Source organism: Curtobacterium sp. SGAir0471 (assembly GCF_005490985.1).
Taxonomy (GTDB): domain Bacteria; phylum Actinomycetota; class Actinomycetes; order Actinomycetales; family Microbacteriaceae; genus Curtobacterium.
Window position 1 is genome coordinate 1,359,106 of the sequence record NZ_CP027869.1, and the last position, 16,842, is coordinate 1,375,947.

The following is a 16,842-nucleotide window of genomic DNA, read 5'->3' on the forward strand; positions in this document are numbered from 1 at the left end:
CACCACCCGGGAAGGACCGCACCGCGTGACGAAGACGATCCGCAACCCTCGACTGCGCTACAGCGTGGTGATCATCGCCGTGATCGCCCTCGTCGCGGTCTTCGTGATCCGCCTGGTCGACATCCAGGTGGTCCAGGCAGCGTCCCTGAACGAGGCCTCGAAGGCGAAGCGCAGCATCCCGGTGACCATCTACGGCAACCGCGGAGCGATCGTCGACCGCAACGGCACCGAGCTCGCCGAGAGCGTGAACCGCTACAACATCGTCACGTCGCCGCGGCTGGTGGCGGCCTTCGACGGCAAGCTCGGCGGCGAACGCACGAAGAAGGTCTCGGTCGACGACGCCCTGCAGGCGCTGGCGAAGGCGTCCGGCGGCGACGCGCAGGCGATGCGGAAGGCGATCCAGGCCGACCCGAAGTCCGACTTCGCCTACCTGGTCAAGGGCCTCGACGTGAAGCACTACGAGGCCGTCGTCGCCCTCGGCATCCCGTGGGTCTACAAGGAGCAGCAGTCGGCGCGCGTCTACCCGATGGGCGCGACCGGCGGTGCGCTGACCGGCTTCATGGGCACGGACGGGGCCCAGGCCGGCCTCGAGTACTCGTACAACCAGTGCCTGGCGGGCAAGAACGGCTCGGAGACCTACGAGCGCGGCGAGGACGGCGTGCAGCTCCCCGGGAGCACCCGGACGACGGAGCAGGCCAAGGACGGCGGCACGCTCGAGACGACCATCGACAGCGACCTGCAGTACATGGCGCAGCAGACGATCGCCTCGGCCGCCCAGTCGCTGGAGGCGGAGTCGGCGACCGCGACGGTCGTCGACGTCAAGACCGGTGAGCTCCTCGCCGTCGCGGACTGGCCCACGGTCGACCCGAACGACGTCGATGCGACCACGGACAAGGGCGCGTACGGCTCCCGGGCGCTGACCTCGACCTACGAGCCCGGCTCGACCATCAAGGCCGCGATCGCCGCTGCACTCATCGACCAGGGCAAGTCGAGCCCGACCGATCGTGCGGTCGTGCCGTACTCGCGGTCCTTCCCGTGGGGCGGCAAGATCCAGGACTCCGAGTTCCACCCGACCGAGAACCTGACGCTGACCGGCATCCTGCAGAACTCGTCGAACGTCGGCATCACGGAGCTCGGCGAGCGGCTCTCGCAGCAGCAGCGGTACGACTACATGAAGAAGTTCGGCCTGTTCGAGCCCGAGTCGGCGATCCAGTACCCGGGGCAACCCGCCATGCAGTACGGCGCATCGCCCGACTGGAGCAGCCAGACGAACATCAACTCGATGTTCGGGCAGGGCATCTCGACGACCGCGATCCAGGTCGCCAGCGTGTTCCAGACCCTGGCGAACCAGGGTGTCCGGATCCCGCTCCACATGGTGAAGGGCTGCAAGACCGCCGACGGCAAGCTCATCGACGCGCCCGACGTGCAGGGCACGCGCGTCGTGTCCGCCGCGGCGGCCGACCAGACCGTGAAGATGCTGCAGAGCGTGGTCACCGGCGGCACCCTGGTCGGGATGAAGCCGATCTCCGGCTACAACATCGCGGCGAAGACCGGTACCGCCGAGGTCGCCGAGGGCAGCAAGGGCTACGGCGGCCAGCGGATCACCTCCGTGGCCGGAATGGCACCCGCCGAGGACCCCCAGTATGTTGTCACGGTGACGTTCACGAAGCCGCAGACCAACAAGTGGTCCAGCGGAGCGGCTCCGGCGTTCCGCACACTCATGTCCCAGGTGCTCGAGAAGTACCGAGTAGCCCCCTCCACGGCCGAGGCGCAGCTGTACCCGTCCACGTGGTGAGGAAGAAGGAGCACTTGTCCGCACGGATCCCCCCGGTCCTCCGACCCGAACACCCGACCCCGAGGAGCGTGGCCGAGCTCGCGAACGCGTTCGGCATGCGCGTGGTCGGCTCCGTCGACGCCGTCGAGACGACGGGCGTCACGCTGAGTGCTGCCGAGGTGCAGCCGGGTGACCTCTTCGTCGGTGTGCACGGCGCGAACCGCCACGGCGCCCAGTTCGCGACCGAGGCCGCCGAGCGCGGTGCCGTCGCGGTGCTGACCGACGCCGACGGGGTCGCCCTCGCGGAGCCGTCCGGCCTGCCGGTGCTCGTGGTCGAGGACCCGCGCGCCGCGCTCGGCGACGTCTCGGCGTGGGTCTACCGCACCCACCCGGACGAGGCGACCGACCTGCCGCAGCTCTTCGCGACGACCGGCACGAACGGCAAGACCAGCACGTCGTACATCCTCGAGGGCATCCTCAAGCAGCTCGGCCTGGTCACCGGCCTCAGCTCGACCGCGGAGCGCCACATCGGCTCGCTCAGCGTGACGAGCCGCCTGACCACGCCCGAGGCCAGCGAGATGCACGCACTCCTGGCCCGCATGCGCGAGTCCGAGGTCCGCGCGGTCGCGGTGGAGGTCAGCGCCCAGGCCCTGAGCCGCCACCGCGTCGACGGCATCGTGTTCGACGTCGCCGGGTTCACGAACCTGTCGCACGACCACCTCGACGACTACGCCGACATGGAGGAGTACTACCAGGCGAAGCTCCCGCTGTTCCAGCCCGAGCACGCCCGTCGTGGCGTCGTCTCGCTGGACACCGACTGGGGCCACCGCGTGGTGCAGGACTCCCGCATCCCGGTCACGACGATCACGGTGCACCCCGAGGTCGAGGCCGAGTGGCACGTCGACATCGTCGAGGCGCACGCGGCCTACACCGAGTTCCGGCTGACCGGCCCGGAGGGCCGCGAGCTGACGACGCGCGTCCCGCTGATCGGCTGGCACATGGCGGCCAACGCCGGACTCGCGATCGTGATGCTGGTCGAGGGAGGCTTCGAGCTCGGTGCCATCGCACACGCCCTCGGGTCGAACCACCGCCGTTACGCGGACGAGACCGACGAGCACCCGGTCAGCGCGATCGAGTGCTACCTGCCCGGACGCACCGAGCGGGTGTCCGGCGACTCGGGCCCGAGCGTCTACGTCGACTTCGGCCACAGCGCCGACGCGTTCGAGAACACGCTCGCCGCGGTCCGGCAGTTCACGCCCGGCAAGGTCCTCATGCTCTTCGGCGCCGACGGTGACCGGGACAAGACCAAGCGCGGCGACATGGCGCGTGTCGCCGCCGCGGGCAGCGACATCCTCGTCGTCACCGACCACCACCCGCGCTTCGAGGACGCCGCGTCGATCCGGAAGACCCTGGTCGACGCCGCGCGCGAGGCGTACCCGGACCACGAGACCTACGAGGTCAGCCCGCCCGAGGCGGCGATCCGCAAGGCCGTGAGCCTGCTCGGCGAGGGCGACTCGATCCTCTGGGCCGGACCCGGCCACCAGGACTACCGCGACATCGAGGGCGTCCGCACGCCGTACTCGGCGCGTGACGAGGCCCGTCAGGCTCTCCGCGAGGCCGGCTGGGAGCCGAACTCCGGCCCGGCGGAGGAGATCCGATGATCGCCCTGACCCTCGCCGAGATCGCCGCCGCGATCGGCGGCGAGCTCGTCAGCGGTGCCCCGGAGCAGGTCGTCGACGGCAGCGTCGAGACCGACTCGCGCCTGGTCGGCGCCGGCAGCGTGTTCTTCGCCCTGCTCGGCGAGGAGACCGACGGCCACCGCTTCGTGCCGAACGCGGCCGAGGCCGGTGCGGCGCTGGTCGTGACCGAGCGCGCCGTCGCGCTGCCGGAGGGCTCCGCCACCGCGCAGGTCGTGGTGTCCGACGGGTACGCCGCCCTCGCCGCGCTCGCGCACGAGGTCGTCGCCCGCGTCCGCGCCTCGAGTGCCGACCGCGTGGACGACCAGGGTCGCCCGGCGCCGCTCCGCGTCGTCGGCATCACCGGCTCGAACGGCAAGACGAGCACCAAGAACATGCTCCGGACGATCCTCGAGCAGCACGGTGCGACCGTGGCGCCGCAGGGGTCGTTCAACAACCACGTCGGCGCCCCGGTCTCGATGCTCCGGATCACGCACGACACCCGGTTCCTCGTCGTCGAGATGGGTGCGAGCGGCAAGGGCCACATCGCCAAGCTCGTCTCGATCGCGGAGCCGGACACGGGCGTCGTGCTCAAGGTCGGACTCGCGCACGCCGGCGAGTTCGGCGGCATCGAGGCGACGCAGCGCGCGAAGTCGGAGATGGTCACCGACCTGCCGGCCACCGCGACGGCCCTGCTCAACGTCGACGACGACCGCGTCGCGTCCATGCGCGCGATCACCGATGCGACCGTCGTCGGGTTCGGCACGTCCGCCGGGGCGGACTACCGCATCTCCGGCATCGAGACGGACCGCAGCGGCACGCGCTTCACGCTCACCGCCCCTCCCGTCCGCCCCGGAGGCGACGGTCTCGCCGACGCGACGGACCAGCCGGGAGGCACCACCCGCTTCCCCGAGACCGTCGACGTCCGCCTCGCCATCCTCGGCGAGCACCACGCGATGAACGCGTCGGCCGCCCTGACCGTGGCCCACCTGTGGGGCATCCCGCTCGCCGCCGGCGCCGAGGCGCTCGCGTCGATGACGCGGGCCGAGCGCTGGCGCATGGAGCTCCTCCAGGGCGGACCGGAGGGCGTGACCGTCATCAACGACGCCTACAACGCGTCGCCCGACTCGATGGCAGCCGCCCTCCGGACCCTCGCGCAGATCGTGCGCCCGGGGGAGCGCTCGGTCGCCGTGCTCGGCGAGATGGCCGAGCTCGGGGAGTTCTCGACGGAGGAGCACGACCGCATCGGCCGGCTCGTCGTCCGTCTCGGCATCGGACAGCTCGTGGTCGTCGGACCCGGCGCCGCGCCGATCCACCAGGCCGCCACCCTCGAGGGATCGTGGGACGGCGAGTCCGTGTACATCGAGGACGTCGACGCGGCCGTCCACGCCCTGCAGGAGATGGTCCGCCCCGGCGACGTCGTCCTCGTCAAGTCCTCGAAGTCCGCCGAACTGCGATTCCTCGGCGACCGCCTCGGAGGTGTCACCGAATGATCGCGCTCCTCGTCGCCGGCGCCGTGGCGCTGGTGTTCACACTGCTGCTCACACCGCTGTTCATCAAGCTGTTCCACCGCCTCGGCTGGGGACAGTTCATCCGTGACGACGGCCCGCAGTCGCACCACACCAAGCGCGGGACGGCGACCATGGGCGGCATCGTCCTGATCATCGGCGCGGTGCTCGGCTACTTCGTCGGGCACCTGGTCGGCCGCGACTCGGTCACGCTGTCCGGGCTGCTCGTGCTGTTCCTGATGGTCGGGCTCGGGTTCGTCGGCTTCATCGACGACTTCCTCAAGGTGCGCCGGCAGCGGAGCCTCGGGCTCGGTGGCTGGGCCAAGGTCCTCGGGCAGGTCATCGTGGGCGTGGTGTTCGCCACGATCGCGCTCGTCGTGCCGACCGGGAACGGCAAGCCCCCGGCGTCGACGATGATCTCCGCGATCCGCGACGTGCCGTGGCTCGACTTCATGGTGCTCGGCACCGTGATCGGCACGATCCTGTACCTCGCGTGGATCGTGCTGCTGACCGTCTCCACGTCGAACGGCGTGAACGTCGCCGACGGGCTGGACGGTCTCGCGACCGGCTCGAGCATCCTGGCGATCGGCTCGTACGTGATCATCGGCTTCTGGCAGTCGAACCAGATCTGCGGAGGTGTCCGCCTCGACGAGAGCACCAGGCACGCCTGCTACAGCACGTCGGACCCGCTCGACCTCGCCGTCGTCGCCGCCGCCGTGTGCGGTGGCCTGATCGGGTTCCTCTGGTACAACACGTCGCCCGCGCAGATCTTCCTCGGCGACACCGGCTCGCTCGGCCTCGGCGGTGCGCTGGCCGGCCTCGCGATCCTCAGCCGCACCGAGCTGCTGCTCATCCTGATCGGCGGCCTGTTCTTCATCGTCACCGGCTCGGTGATCCTGCAGCGCGCCTACTTCAAGATCACCCACGGCAAGCGCATCTTCCGGATGAGCCCGCTGCACCACCACTTCGAGCTGAAGGGGTGGGCCGAGGTGACCGTCGTCGTCCGGTTCTGGATCATCGCGGGACTCTGCGTTGCGGCCGGTGTCGGACTCTTCTACCTGGAGTGGATCGCCCGTGTCGGCTGACGCCCGCCTCGAAGGACTCGACAGCTGGTACGCCGAGGGCTGGAAGGGCCTGCGCGTCGCAGTGCTCGGCCTCGGCTCGACCGGGTTCTCGGTCGCCGACACCCTCGTGGAGCTCGGCAGCGACGTCGTCGTCTACGCACCCGACGGCCCCGCCGACACGGTGGAGCTGCTCGACGTCATCGGCGCGCGGTTCGAGCGCACCCCGCTCGAGACCGTGCCGGCCGCGCTCGAGCAGCAGGCCCCGGACGTCGTGGTCGTCTCGCCCGGCCTGCCCCCGCACAACGCGTCGGTCCGCTGGTCGGTCGAGCACAGCACCGTGTGGGGCGACATCGAGCTCGCCTGGCGCGTGCGTGACAAGGTCGTCCGCGGCCCGGTCGCCGCGCCGTGGGTGACCATCACGGGCACGAACGGCAAGACCACGACGACGCAGCTGACCACCGCGATGTTCGCCGCCGCCGGGCTCCGCGCGGTCGCGTGCGGGAACATCGGCGTGCCGGTGCTCGACGTCGTCCGCGACCCGGAGGGCTTCGACGTCCTGGTCGTCGAGCTGTCCAGCCACCAGCTGCACTACATGCCGACCACGGGCGACGGCGCGGTCGTGCCGCTCGCGAGCGCCTGCCTCAACATCGCCGACGACCACCTCGAGTGGCACGGCTCCGCCGAGGCCTACCGCGCCGCGAAGGCCAAGGTGTACGAGCGCACCGTGACGGCCTGCGTCTACAACACCTCGGACGAGGTCACGCGCCGGATGGTCGAGGGCGCGGACGTGGTCGAGGGCTGCCGGGCGGTCGGCTTCACGCCTGGCGTCCCCGCGCCGGGCGACGTCGGGATCGTGGACGACGTGCTCTGCGACCGCGCCTTCACCGAGGACCGGCGGAACAGCGCGCTCGAGCTCGCCACCGTCGCGGACCTCGAGCAGGCCGGACTCGCCAGCCCGCACATGACGATGAACGTGCTCGCGGCGGCCGCACTCGCCCGCGCGGCCACGGTCGAACCGGCGCACATCTGCACCGCGGTGCAGGGCTTCCGCGCCGACCACCACCGCACCGAGCACGTCGCGACGGCCGACGGGATCGCCTGGGTCGACGACTCGAAGGCGACGAACCCGCACGCGGCGACCGCGTCGCTCGCGTCGTTCGAGACCGTCGTGTGGGTCGTCGGCGGCCAGTTCAAGGGCGTCGACATCGACGGTCTCGTCGAGCGGTTCGGCCCCGGCGCACGAGCAGTCGTCGTGATCGGCACGGACCGCACCCCTGTGCTCGAGGCATTCGCGCGACACGCGCCGGCGGTCCCGGTCCTGCAGGTCGAGGCGACGGACACTGATCAGGTCATGCCCGAGGCGGTCCGGCATGCCGCCTCGGTCGCACGACCGGGCGACACGGTCCTCCTCGCCCCGGCTGCCGCGTCGTTCGACCAGTTCGACTCCTACGCCGACCGGGGGCGCCGGTTCGCGGCGGCGGTCCACGAGCACCTGGGAGGCACAGCCGATGGCGACCACGGATCTCCCGAGCGGCCGTAGCGGCGGCCGGACGACGGGCAGCACCGGACAGGACGGCACCCGTCACGACGGCACCGGTCAGGGCGGCGCAGGTCAGGCGGGTGCCCCCCGTCGTGCGCGCGGCGCCGTCGTGGCGGTGAAGAACGTCTTCGTCGCCGAGTCGAGCACGTTCTACACGATCCTGGGCGTGACGCTCTTCCTCGTCGTGTTCGGCGTGGTGATGGTCCTGTCGTCGTCCAGCGTCGAGCAGTACGCCGCCACCCACGACTTCTTCGGCGCGGCCTCGAAGCAGGGGCTCTACGCGGTGCTCGGCGTCCCGCTCATGCTCGTCGCCAGCCGCGTGCCGGCCCGGCTCTGGCGGAAGTGGGCCATGCGGATCCTCGCCGCGGCGCTCGTCCTGCAGCTGCTCGTGTACACGCCCCTCGGCATCGAGATCCAGGGCAACCGCAACTGGATCAAGCTCGGTTCGTTCAGCGCCCAGCCGTCCGAGGCCGTCAAGCTCGGCATCGCCCTGGCCGTCGGCGCGATCATCTACGTCAAGCGCGACCGCCTGCGGGACTGGAAGGAACTGTTCGTGCCGGTCGGCATCGCGACGGTGCTCCCGCTCGGCATGGTGCTCCTCGGCGGCGACCAGGGCACCGCGATGATCATGCTCATCCTGCTGCTCGGCGCGCTCTTCATCGGCGGAGCGCGGGCCAAGCACCTGCTCGTCATCCTCGGGGCCGTCGCGGTCGTCCTGCCGTTCGTCACGATGACGTCGGCGTCGCGGCAGTACCGCATCAACGCGTGGCTCTCCGGGTGCACGGACTCGAACCAGTACCAGGACCTGTGCTGGCAGCCGGTGCACGGCATGTGGGCGCTGGCGTCCGGCGGGGTGTTCGGCGTCGGCCTCGGCAACTCGAAGGCGAAGTGGTCGTGGCTGCCCGAGGCGGACAACGACTACATCTTCGCGATCATCGGCGAGGAACTCGGGCTCATCGGCGCCGTCGTGGTGCTGGCCCTGTTCATCGTGCTCGCGGTCAGCATGATCAAGGTGATCCGGCAGTCCGACGACCCCTTCGTGCGCACCGTCACCGGCGGGATCATGGCGTGGATCATCGGGCAGGCACTCGTGAACATCGCCGTCGTGCTCGGTCTGCTGCCGGTGCTCGGGGTACCGTTGCCCCTCATCTCCGCCGGTGGATCGGCACTCATCATGACCCTGCTGGCGATCGGCGTCGTGCTGTCCTTCGCCCGTGAGCTCCCGGGCAAGGGTCGTCCGACGCTGCCGCGCGGTGGCTCCGCACCACAGAACGGAGTGCTCCGGTGAGCACCTACCTCTTCGCCGGCGGTGGCACCGCCGGCCACGTCAACCCGCTGCTCGCGGTCGCCGACCGGTTGACCGAGCAGGACCCCGACGCCCGGGTGCTCGTCCTCGGCACCGCGGAGGGCCTCGAGGCCCGGCTCGTCCCGATGCGCGGCTACGAGCTGCTGACGGTCCCGCGTCTGCCCTTCCCGCGGAAGCTCGACGCCCGAGCGCTCCGGTTCCCCGGCGGCTTCCTCGGGGCGGTCCGGCGCACCGAGCGCTTCATCCGCGAGCACGACGTCGAGGTGGTCCTCGGCGTCGGCGGCTACGCGGCGGCTCCCGCGTACATCGCCGCGAAGCGGACGGGCACCCCGATCGTCGTGCACGAGCAGAACGCCAAGCCCGGGCTCGCGAACCGGCTCGCCGCCCTGCTGACCCGCCACGTGGGCCTGACGTTCTCGAACACGCACCTGCGGCACGGTCGCCTGGTCGGGATGCCGCTCCGCAGGGAGATCGAGTCGCTCGACCGCCGGGCATCGCGGGCCGAGGGCCTCGCCGAGTTCGGCCTCGACCCGGACCGTCCGGTCCTGCTCGTCACAGGCGGCTCGTCCGGCGCGCGGAGCATCAACACGACGGTGAACCGCTCGGCGACGGCGATCGTCGACGCGGGCTGGCAGGTCCTGCACGTCGTCGGCGGGAAGTCCGACATCGGGCCGAGCGACCTCGACGGCTACCACGTGCTGCCGTACTGCGACCGGATGGACCTGGCCTACGCGGCGTCCGACTTCGTGGTGTCGCGGTCGGGCGCCGGGATGGTCTGCGAGCTCACCGCGGTCGGACTGCCGAGCGTGCTCGTGCCGTACCCGGTCGGCAACGGCGAGCAGCGGCACAACGCGGCGGACGTCGTCGACGCCGGGGGAGCGGTCCTCGTCGACGACGCGGCGTTCACGGACGAGTGGGTGACGTACCAGCTGCTGCCGATCCTGCGCGACCGGGCCCGGATCGCGGACATGGCGGTCCGCGCCGGCAGTGTCGGGCACCGCGACGGGGCGGACCGGATGACGGCCCTCGTGCGCGAGGCGGCGGAGCGCAGCAGCGGAGCACGCCCGGACCGCAGCAGCGGAGCACGCCCGGACCGCAGCAGCGGAGCACGCCCGGACCGCAGCAGCGGGGCACGCCCGGACCACAGCACCGGGCCCGGCGCGGACCGCACGAGCACCAGCACCACGGAGGAACGATGACCATCAAGCCGGACCTGACGCAGCCGATCCCGGACGACCTCGGCACGGTCCACTTCGTCGGCATCGGCGGCTCCGGCATGAGCGGCATCGCACGGATGTTCCTGGCCGCCGGGCACCGTGTCACGGGCAGCGACTCGCGCGAGACCGCGACGACCGGCACGATGCGCGACCTCGGCGCCGAGGTGCACGTCGGCCACGACGCCGCGAACGTCGGCGACGCGGACACCGTGGTGGTCACGAGCGCCCTGTGGCCGGACAACCCCGAGCTCCTCGAGGCCCAGCGCCGGGGGCTCCCGGTCCTGCACCGGTCCCAGGCCCTCGCCGCACTCATCGCCGACCACCGCCTGGTCGCGGTCGCCGGTGCACACGGCAAGACGACCTCGACGGGGATGATCGTCACCGCCATGGTCGAGCTCGGCCTCGACCCGAGCTTCGTGAACGGCGGTGTCATCCAGTCGCTCGGCACGAGCTCGGCTCCGGGCGGCAGCGACCTGTTCGTCGTCGAGGCGGACGAGTCCGACGGGTCCTTCCTGCTCTACGACGTTGCGGTCGCGCTCATCACGAACGTGGACGCCGACCACCTCGACCACTACGGCAGCGAGCAGGCGTTCATCGACGCGTTCGTCGAGTTCGCCGGCAAGGCGAGCGAGCGCATCGTGGTCTCGAGCGACGACGCCGGTGCGAAGCGGGTCACCGAGGGTGTCCGCGCGCGTGAGCACGCCCCGGAGATCGTCACCTTCGGCGAGGCCGCCGACGCCGACGTCCGCATCGAGCGCATCGTCGAGGCGGCGAGCGTCGAGGTCGACCTCCGCGCCGGCGGTCAGCACCACCACATGACGCTCCGGGTGCCCGGTCGGCACAACGCGGTGAACGCCGTGGGGGCCTTCGCGGTGCTCACCGGGCTGGGCGTCGAGCCCGCCGACGCCATCCGCGGCATCGAGGCGTTCGGCGGCACCGAGCGTCGCTTCGAGCTGCACGGCGTCGAGCGCGGGGTGTCGGTGTACGACGACTACGCGCACCACCCCACCGAGGTGGCGGCCGCGCTGCGCGCAGCACGGAACGTCGTCGGCGACGGTCGGATCATCGCCATCCACCAGCCGCACCTGTACTCCCGCACGCGCCTCATGGCCGGGGACTTCGCCCGCGTGTACGAGGAGCTCGCCGACCACACGGTCGTGCTCGACGTCTACGGCGCCCGTGAGGACCCGGAGCCCGGCGTCACCGGCGCCCTCGTCCAGGAGCGCTTCACGGACCAGTCGAAGGTCGAGTTCCTGCCGGACTGGGGCGATGCCGCTGCCCGTGCGGCCGAGGTGGCCCGCGACGGCGACATCGTCATGACGCTGAGCTGCGGCGACGTGTACCGGATCATCCCGCAGGTCCTCGGTGCGCTCCGCCAGGACGGCTGCGGGGACCGCGCGCAGTGAAGCGACCCGAGGGCTTCGACGGGCGTCCGGAGGAACCGGACGCCCCGGCCGACGACGCCCGCGCACCGCGGCAGCGTCGCGGTCGGCTGACCTCGTGGCGCGCGGGGCACGGAGCAGCCGCGGGGCACGGAGCAGCAGAGCCTGGAGCAGCGGGCGACGGCCGGGAGGCCCGACCCGCCTCCGCGACGTCGGCGCCGGTCGACGGGGCGGTCGCCCCCACCGCCGCACCGGCCCCCGAGACGCACGATGCGGTCCGGACACCGGGAGCGGCAGCGACGCAGGCGTCGAGCCAGCGCGAGCGTGCGAGCGCCCTCGCCGGCGCCGCCGGGCGGCGCCTCGGCGCCGGCTGGTCGAGCGTCGCGGAGCGCCTGCGCGAGTACACCCCGGACGAGGACCACGCGGGCAGCGCGTCCGCCGGCGCCCTCGACGGTGGCGTCAGGTCGCACCACGACGCGACCGGCGCGGACGACGCGACCGGTGCGGACGACGCGACCGGCGTGGCCACGGTGACCGACGTGATCGACGCGCACCGTGCCTTCAGGCCGTCCGCCGTCGATGCGCAAAGCGCCCCGATCGGCGCCGGTGTCCGTGCTGCCGAGACCGCCCGTGAGGCGCGCGTCGCGAAGCGCCGCCGTCGGCTGCTCGAACGCGCCGAGGTCCGACGCTTCACCCGTCGTGCACGACACCGCCGCGCCGCGTGGATCACCGCGGGGGCCGTGGTGGTCGTGTTCGGAGCGTCCATCCTGGTCGCCGTCTACTCGCCGCTCATGGCCCTGCGCACCATCCAGGTCCGCGGGACCGAACGGGTCGACGCGACCGCGCTGCGCCAGGCGCTCTCCGACCAGGTGGGCACGCCGCTCGCGCGCATCGACTTCGGCGAGGTCAAGCGCGACATCGCCGGCTTCCCGCTCATCGAGAGCTACGTGACCGAGGAGGTCCCGCCGCACACCCTCGTGGTGACCGTGACCGAGCGGACGCCGGTCGTCGCCGTGCAGTCGGGCGACTCGTACGACCTCGTGGACCCGGCCGGCATCGTGGTGCAGTCCTCGCCGGACCGTCCCGAGGGGGTGCCGGTCGCCGACGTGCAGCGGGCCGAGCTCGGCTCCCCGGTGTTCCGGACGATGACCGAGGTGGTGCTCTCGCTGCCCTCCACGGTCCGTCGGCAGGTCACCGACGTCCGTGCGACGACCGCGGACGACGTCACGCTCACCCTGGACGACGGATCGAGCGTGGTGTGGGGGAGCCCCGACGACTCGGACGCCAAGGCGTCGCTCCTCGCGGCGCTCGTGGCGGACCACGCCTCGCGGGACCCGGGCACCAAGGTCGAGTTCGACGTCTCGGCGCCGGACAACGGGATCGTCCGTCCGGCGCAGTGAGGACGAGCGCACTCGACACCCGCGGCGCCGGGGCTGCGACGACGGCAGCGACAGCGGCAATCTCGGCGACACGATCGGCGACACGCGGCGTGGCGGGGCGACAGCGTGCGGAGCGCACCCGTAGCGTCGTGGCAGCACCACAACTACCAGCAACGCCCCTGAACTTCAAGTAGAGGTTGAGGGTTCGACCGGAGGCCCGACTGACGTGACCACGAACCACAACTACCTCGCCGTCATCAAGGTCGTCGGCGTCGGCGGCGGCGGCGTGAACGCCGTGAACCGCATGATCGAGCTCGGCCTCCGCGGCGTCGAGTTCATCGCGATCAACACCGACGCGCAGGCACTCCTGCTCAGCGACGCCGACGTCAAGCTCGACGTGGGCCGCGAGATCACCCGCGGTCTCGGTGCCGGCGCGGACCCGGAGGTCGGCCGTCGTGCCGCCGAGGATCACGCGGAGGAGATCGAGGAGGCCCTCGCGGGGGCCGACATGGTCTTCGTCACCGCCGGCGAGGGCGGCGGGACCGGGACGGGTGGTGCGCCCGTGGTCGCCCGCATCGCGAAGTCGATCGGTGCGCTCACCATCGGTGTCGTCACGAAGCCGTTCAGCTTCGAGGGCAAGCGCCGCCAGTCGCAGGCCGAGAACGGCGTCGCGTCCCTGAAGGACGAGGTCGACACGCTGATCGTGGTGCCGAACGACCGGCTGCTCGAGATCAGCGACCGCGGCATCTCGATGGTCGAGGCCTTCGCGACCGCCGACCAGGTGCTGCTCGCCGGCGTCCAGGGCATCACCGACCTCATCACCACGCCCGGCCTCATCAACCTCGACTTCGCCGACGTGAAGAGCGTCATGCAGGGTGCCGGTTCGGCCCTCATGGGCATCGGGTCGTCCCGCGGTGCCGACCGCGCGATCAAGGCGGCCGAGCTCGCCGTCGCGTCGCCGCTGCTCGAGGCCTCGATCGACGGTGCGCACGGCGTGCTGCTGTCGATCCAGGGTGGCTCGAACCTCGGCATCTTCGAGATCAACGACGCCGCCCGCCTGGTGCAGGAGGCCGTCCACCCCGAGGCGAACATCATCTTCGGTGCGGTCATCGACGACACCCTCGGCGACGAGGTCCGCGTGACCGTCATCGCCGCGGGCTTCGACGGCGGCGAGCCGGGCGCGCAGCAGAAGGAGCGTCGCTCGAGCTGGGTCGACCCCGAGTCCGGCGCCTCGGCCTCGGCCGGTGCGACCGGCACCGGTGCGATCGAGGACACCGCGACGAGCGCTCCGTCCTGGTCGACGCAGGAGCACGAGGCGCCCGTGCGTCGCGCCGCCGACCCGGCGTTCGACGACGACGACGAGCTCGACGTCCCCGACTTCCTGAAGTAACCCGTCCCGTGGCAGGTGATCCGCGCCTCCGGTCCGTCGATCCTGACGGACCGGAGGCGCGTCTCGCGTCCGTCCGCGCGTCCATCGCCGACGCCGCGCGGGCTGCCGGCCGCTCGGCGGACGAACTCACGCTCATCGTCGTGACGAAGTACCACCCGGCATCGCTGGTGCGGGAGCTCGCCGCGCTCGGCGTCACCGACGTGGGGGAGAACCGGCACCAGGAGGCGCAGGCCAAGGCCGCCGAGCTCGCCGACCTCGGCCTGACGTGGCACTTCGTCGGGCAGCTGCAGTCGAAGAAGGCGCGGCAGGTGCGTCGGTACGCCGACGTGGTGCAGTCGCTCGACCGCGACTCGGTCGTCGACGCGTTCGCCCCGACCGAGATCGAACCGGACCCTCGGGTGGTCGACGGTTTCGTGCAGGTGAACCTGACCGAGGACCCCGGTCGTGGGGGCGTGCAGCCGGACCACGTCGACGCCATGGTCGAGCGGATCCTCGCCACCGGCACGATCCGCCTGCGCGGGGTGATGGCGGTCGCGCCGCTCGACGAGGAGCCCCGTCGCGCCTTCGCCCGACTGCGCGGGATCTCGTCGCGGGTCGTCGCGATCGCCCCGGACGCGAGCGACATCTCGGCGGGGATGAGCGGCGACTTCGCCGAGGCGATCGCCGAGGGCGCGACACACCTCCGGATCGGGACCGCAATCACGGGAAACCGGCCGGCCGCACCCTAGCCTCGTTGCAGGGCACCACGAGCACCGACCTCCGGAGGAACCATGGCTAACCCGCTCAAGAAGACGATGGTCTACCTCGGCCTCGCGGACGAGGAACTGTACGAGGACGAGCAGCAGCAGTCGGCCGCACCGACCCGCCAGGCCGCCGCCCCTGCAGCGGCTCCCGCGGCAGCGCCGGCCGCCCAGGCCCCGGCTGCCGCCGCACCCGCCGCCGCGGCGCCGGCAGCAGCCCCGGCCGCCGCGCCCGCGGAGCCCAAGACGCACACCCACCAGCGCGGCGCCCAGGTCACCCCGCTCCGCCGCTCGCACACGACCGCACAGAAGGCGACCCCGGTCCAGGAAATGAACGAGATCCTCACCGTCCACCCGCGCGAGTACAAGGACGCCCAGTCCATCGCCGAGAGCTTCCGCGACGGCATCCCCGTCATCATCAACCTCTCGCAGATGACCGAGTCGGACGCTCGCCGCATGATCGACTTCGCGTCGGGGCTGTCGCTCGGCCTGTACGGCAAGATCGAGCGCGTGACGAACAAGGTCTTCCTGCTCTCGCCGGCCCACGTCGCGGTGAGCGGTGAGCCTGCTGAGGTAGAGTCCGACATCGAGGCGTCCTTCTTCGCCCAGTCCTGAGCCGGAGTCCGGTTCACCCCGCCCCGTGCGGTCGCCGTGACGGCGGACGCACCCGAGCCGAGCGAGCCCCATCGTGTCACTGGTCTTCGGGATCCTCTCCTTCGCCCTCCTGCTCTACTTCTTCGTGATGTGGGGCCGGTTCGCCTTCGACATCGTGCAGGCGTACAACCGCACCTGGCGTCCCCGGGGCGCGATGCTCGTGGTCGCCGACGTCGTCTACACGCTCACCGACCCGCCGATCCGGTTCGTCCGACGACTGCTCCCGCCGCTGCGGCTGGGTCCGGTCGCGCTCGACTTCGGCTGGACGATCGTCATGCTCGTGGTGATCATCCTCCGGGTCATCGTCGGCGGACTCGCCCGCGGTTTCTGAAGCAGCACCCCGCCGCGACACGCGCCGCGCCGCGGTCAAGGTCACGGTTCCGATCCGGCCCCGGTGTACGGTGGTCGGGATCGATGTCCGCTCCGGTGGACATCCGCACCGCTCGTCGCGGCTGGTACATTCGGTCGCGACGCAAGTGGTTCCACACGTTCAGCAGTTCTATTGAGGTGACGGCAATGGCTTTGACGCCGGAAGACGTAGTCAACAAGCGGTTCCAGCCGACGAAGTTCCGCGAGGGCTACGACCAGGACGAGGTCGACGACTTCCTGGACGAGGTCGTCGTCGAGCTCCGCCGCCTGACGGCCGAGAACGACGAGCTCCGCCAGCGCCTGCAGGCAGCCGAGTCGGCGCCGAAGCCGGCCGCGGCCGAGCAGCCCGTCGAGCAGCAGCCCGAGTCGACCCCCGAGCCCGAGCCGGCCCCCGTCGCCGCCGCTCCGGAGCCCGCGCCGGTCGCCGCCGCCGCTCCGGCCCCGTCGACCGTCCCGGCCGACGAGGACACCGAGGGCACCACGAACCTCCTCACGCTCGCTCGCCGCCTGCACGAGGAGCACGTCCGCGAGGGCATCGAGAAGCGCGACGCACTCATCGCCGAGGGCACCGCGCAGGCCGCCCGCCTGGTCTCCGAGGCCGAGGCGAAGCAGCGCCAGATCATCGCCGACACCGAGAACACCAACCGCCAGCGCGTCGCGGTGCTCGAGGGCGAGCAGCGGCAGCTCGAGGGCAAGATCGACGAGCTCCGCACCTTCGAGCGTGACTACCGTGCGCAGCTCAAGAGCTACATCCAGGGTCAGCTCGCCGAGCTCGACGGGTCCGGCTCGCAGGAGTCCGGCCTCACCCCCGCGCCCGCTTCGGCGCAGGGCTTCGGCAACTGA

General features: G+C 71.6%; 14 protein-coding genes. All 14 read left to right on the forward strand.

Features of this window, described 5'->3' with window-relative positions; all coding sequences use genetic code 11:
* Positions 1-25 precede the first annotated feature (25 nt).
* The 14 genes from C1N91_RS06250 to C1N91_RS06315 all read left to right on the forward strand — a co-directional run bounded on the left by C1N91_RS06250 (position 26) and on the right by C1N91_RS06315 (position 16,842).
* A complete protein-coding gene (locus tag C1N91_RS06250; protein WP_137767044.1) occupies positions 26-1,795 on the forward strand; it encodes a peptidoglycan D,D-transpeptidase FtsI family protein in 1,770 nt (589 codons plus the stop codon).
* Positions 1,796-1,809: 14 nt separating this feature from the next.
* Complete coding sequence (locus C1N91_RS06255; protein ID WP_058750355.1) at positions 1,810-3,435, forward strand: Mur ligase family protein; 1,626 nt, start codon at positions 1,810-1,812, stop codon at positions 3,433-3,435.
* Positions 3,432-4,943: a UDP-N-acetylmuramoyl-tripeptide--D-alanyl-D-alanine ligase gene (locus C1N91_RS06260; RefSeq protein WP_137767045.1), complete on the forward strand. Its 1,512-nt coding sequence runs from the start codon at positions 3,432-3,434 to the stop codon at positions 4,941-4,943. Before C1N91_RS06255 ends, C1N91_RS06260 begins: the two co-directional genes overlap by 4 nt.
* Complete coding sequence (gene mraY / locus C1N91_RS06265) at positions 4,940-6,043, forward strand: phospho-N-acetylmuramoyl-pentapeptide-transferase (RefSeq protein ID WP_137767046.1); 1,104 nt, start codon at positions 4,940-4,942, stop codon at positions 6,041-6,043. Before C1N91_RS06260 ends, mraY begins: the two co-directional genes overlap by 4 nt.
* Positions 6,033-7,562 (forward strand): UDP-N-acetylmuramoyl-L-alanine--D-glutamate ligase, encoded by a 1,530-nt coding sequence (murD, locus tag C1N91_RS06270; protein WP_175415931.1) that lies wholly within the window; start codon positions 6,033-6,035, stop codon positions 7,560-7,562. Before mraY ends, murD begins: the two co-directional genes overlap by 11 nt.
* On the forward strand, positions 7,531-8,850 hold the full coding sequence (ftsW, locus tag C1N91_RS06275) for a putative lipid II flippase FtsW (RefSeq protein ID WP_137767048.1): 1,320 nt from the start codon (positions 7,531-7,533) through the stop codon (positions 8,848-8,850). The genes murD and ftsW overlap by 32 nt, the downstream gene beginning before the upstream one ends.
* Complete coding sequence (locus C1N91_RS06280; RefSeq protein ID WP_137767049.1) at positions 8,847-10,067, forward strand: UDP-N-acetylglucosamine--N-acetylmuramyl-(pentapeptide) pyrophosphoryl-undecaprenol N-acetylglucosamine transferase; 1,221 nt, start codon at positions 8,847-8,849, stop codon at positions 10,065-10,067. Before ftsW ends, C1N91_RS06280 begins: the two co-directional genes overlap by 4 nt.
* The gene (gene murC / locus C1N91_RS06285; protein ID WP_137767050.1) at positions 10,064-11,491 is read left to right on the forward strand and encodes a UDP-N-acetylmuramate--L-alanine ligase; all 1,428 of its coding nucleotides are present in this window, start codon (positions 10,064-10,066) and stop codon (positions 11,489-11,491) included. Before C1N91_RS06280 ends, murC begins: the two co-directional genes overlap by 4 nt.
* Positions 11,488-12,867 (forward strand): FtsQ-type POTRA domain-containing protein, encoded by a 1,380-nt coding sequence (locus tag C1N91_RS06290; protein WP_137767051.1) that lies wholly within the window; start codon positions 11,488-11,490, stop codon positions 12,865-12,867. The genes murC and C1N91_RS06290 overlap by 4 nt, the downstream gene beginning before the upstream one ends.
* Positions 12,868-13,072: 205 nt before the next feature.
* Positions 13,073-14,236 (forward strand): cell division protein FtsZ, encoded by a 1,164-nt coding sequence (gene ftsZ, locus C1N91_RS06295; protein WP_137767052.1) that lies wholly within the window; start codon positions 13,073-13,075, stop codon positions 14,234-14,236.
* 8 nt (positions 14,237-14,244) lie between these two features.
* On the forward strand, positions 14,245-14,964 hold the full coding sequence (locus C1N91_RS06300) for a YggS family pyridoxal phosphate-dependent enzyme (RefSeq protein WP_137767053.1): 720 nt from the start codon (positions 14,245-14,247) through the stop codon (positions 14,962-14,964).
* A gap of 42 nt (positions 14,965-15,006) precedes the next feature.
* A complete protein-coding gene (locus C1N91_RS06305) occupies positions 15,007-15,591 on the forward strand; it encodes a cell division protein SepF (RefSeq protein ID WP_137767054.1) in 585 nt (194 codons plus the stop codon).
* 73 nt (positions 15,592-15,664) lie between these two features.
* A complete protein-coding gene (locus C1N91_RS06310) occupies positions 15,665-15,961 on the forward strand; it encodes a YggT family protein (RefSeq protein WP_082687673.1) in 297 nt (98 codons plus the stop codon).
* Between the two features lie 185 nt (positions 15,962-16,146).
* Positions 16,147-16,842, forward strand: coding sequence for a DivIVA domain-containing protein (locus C1N91_RS06315; RefSeq protein WP_058729743.1), 696 nt, complete (start codon positions 16,147-16,149; stop codon positions 16,840-16,842).

Excerpts from the sequence above, each read along its gene's own strand:
- C1N91_RS06260 (WP_137767045.1), top strand. The coding sequence starts at position 3,432 with ATGATCGCCCTGACCCTCGCCGAGATCGCCGCCGCGATCGGCGGCGAG.
- mraY (WP_137767046.1), top strand. The coding sequence starts at position 4,940 with ATGATCGCGCTCCTCGTCGCCGGCGCCGTGGCGCTGGTGTTCACACTG.
- ftsW (WP_137767048.1), top strand. The coding sequence starts at position 7,531 with ATGGCGACCACGGATCTCCCGAGCGGCCGTAGCGGCGGCCGGACGACG.
- murC (WP_137767050.1), top strand. The coding sequence starts at position 10,064 with ATGACCATCAAGCCGGACCTGACGCAGCCGATCCCGGACGACCTCGGC.
- C1N91_RS06305 (WP_137767054.1), top strand. The coding sequence starts at position 15,007 with ATGGCTAACCCGCTCAAGAAGACGATGGTCTACCTCGGCCTCGCGGAC.
- C1N91_RS06315 (WP_058729743.1), top strand. The coding sequence starts at position 16,147 with ATGGCTTTGACGCCGGAAGACGTAGTCAACAAGCGGTTCCAGCCGACG.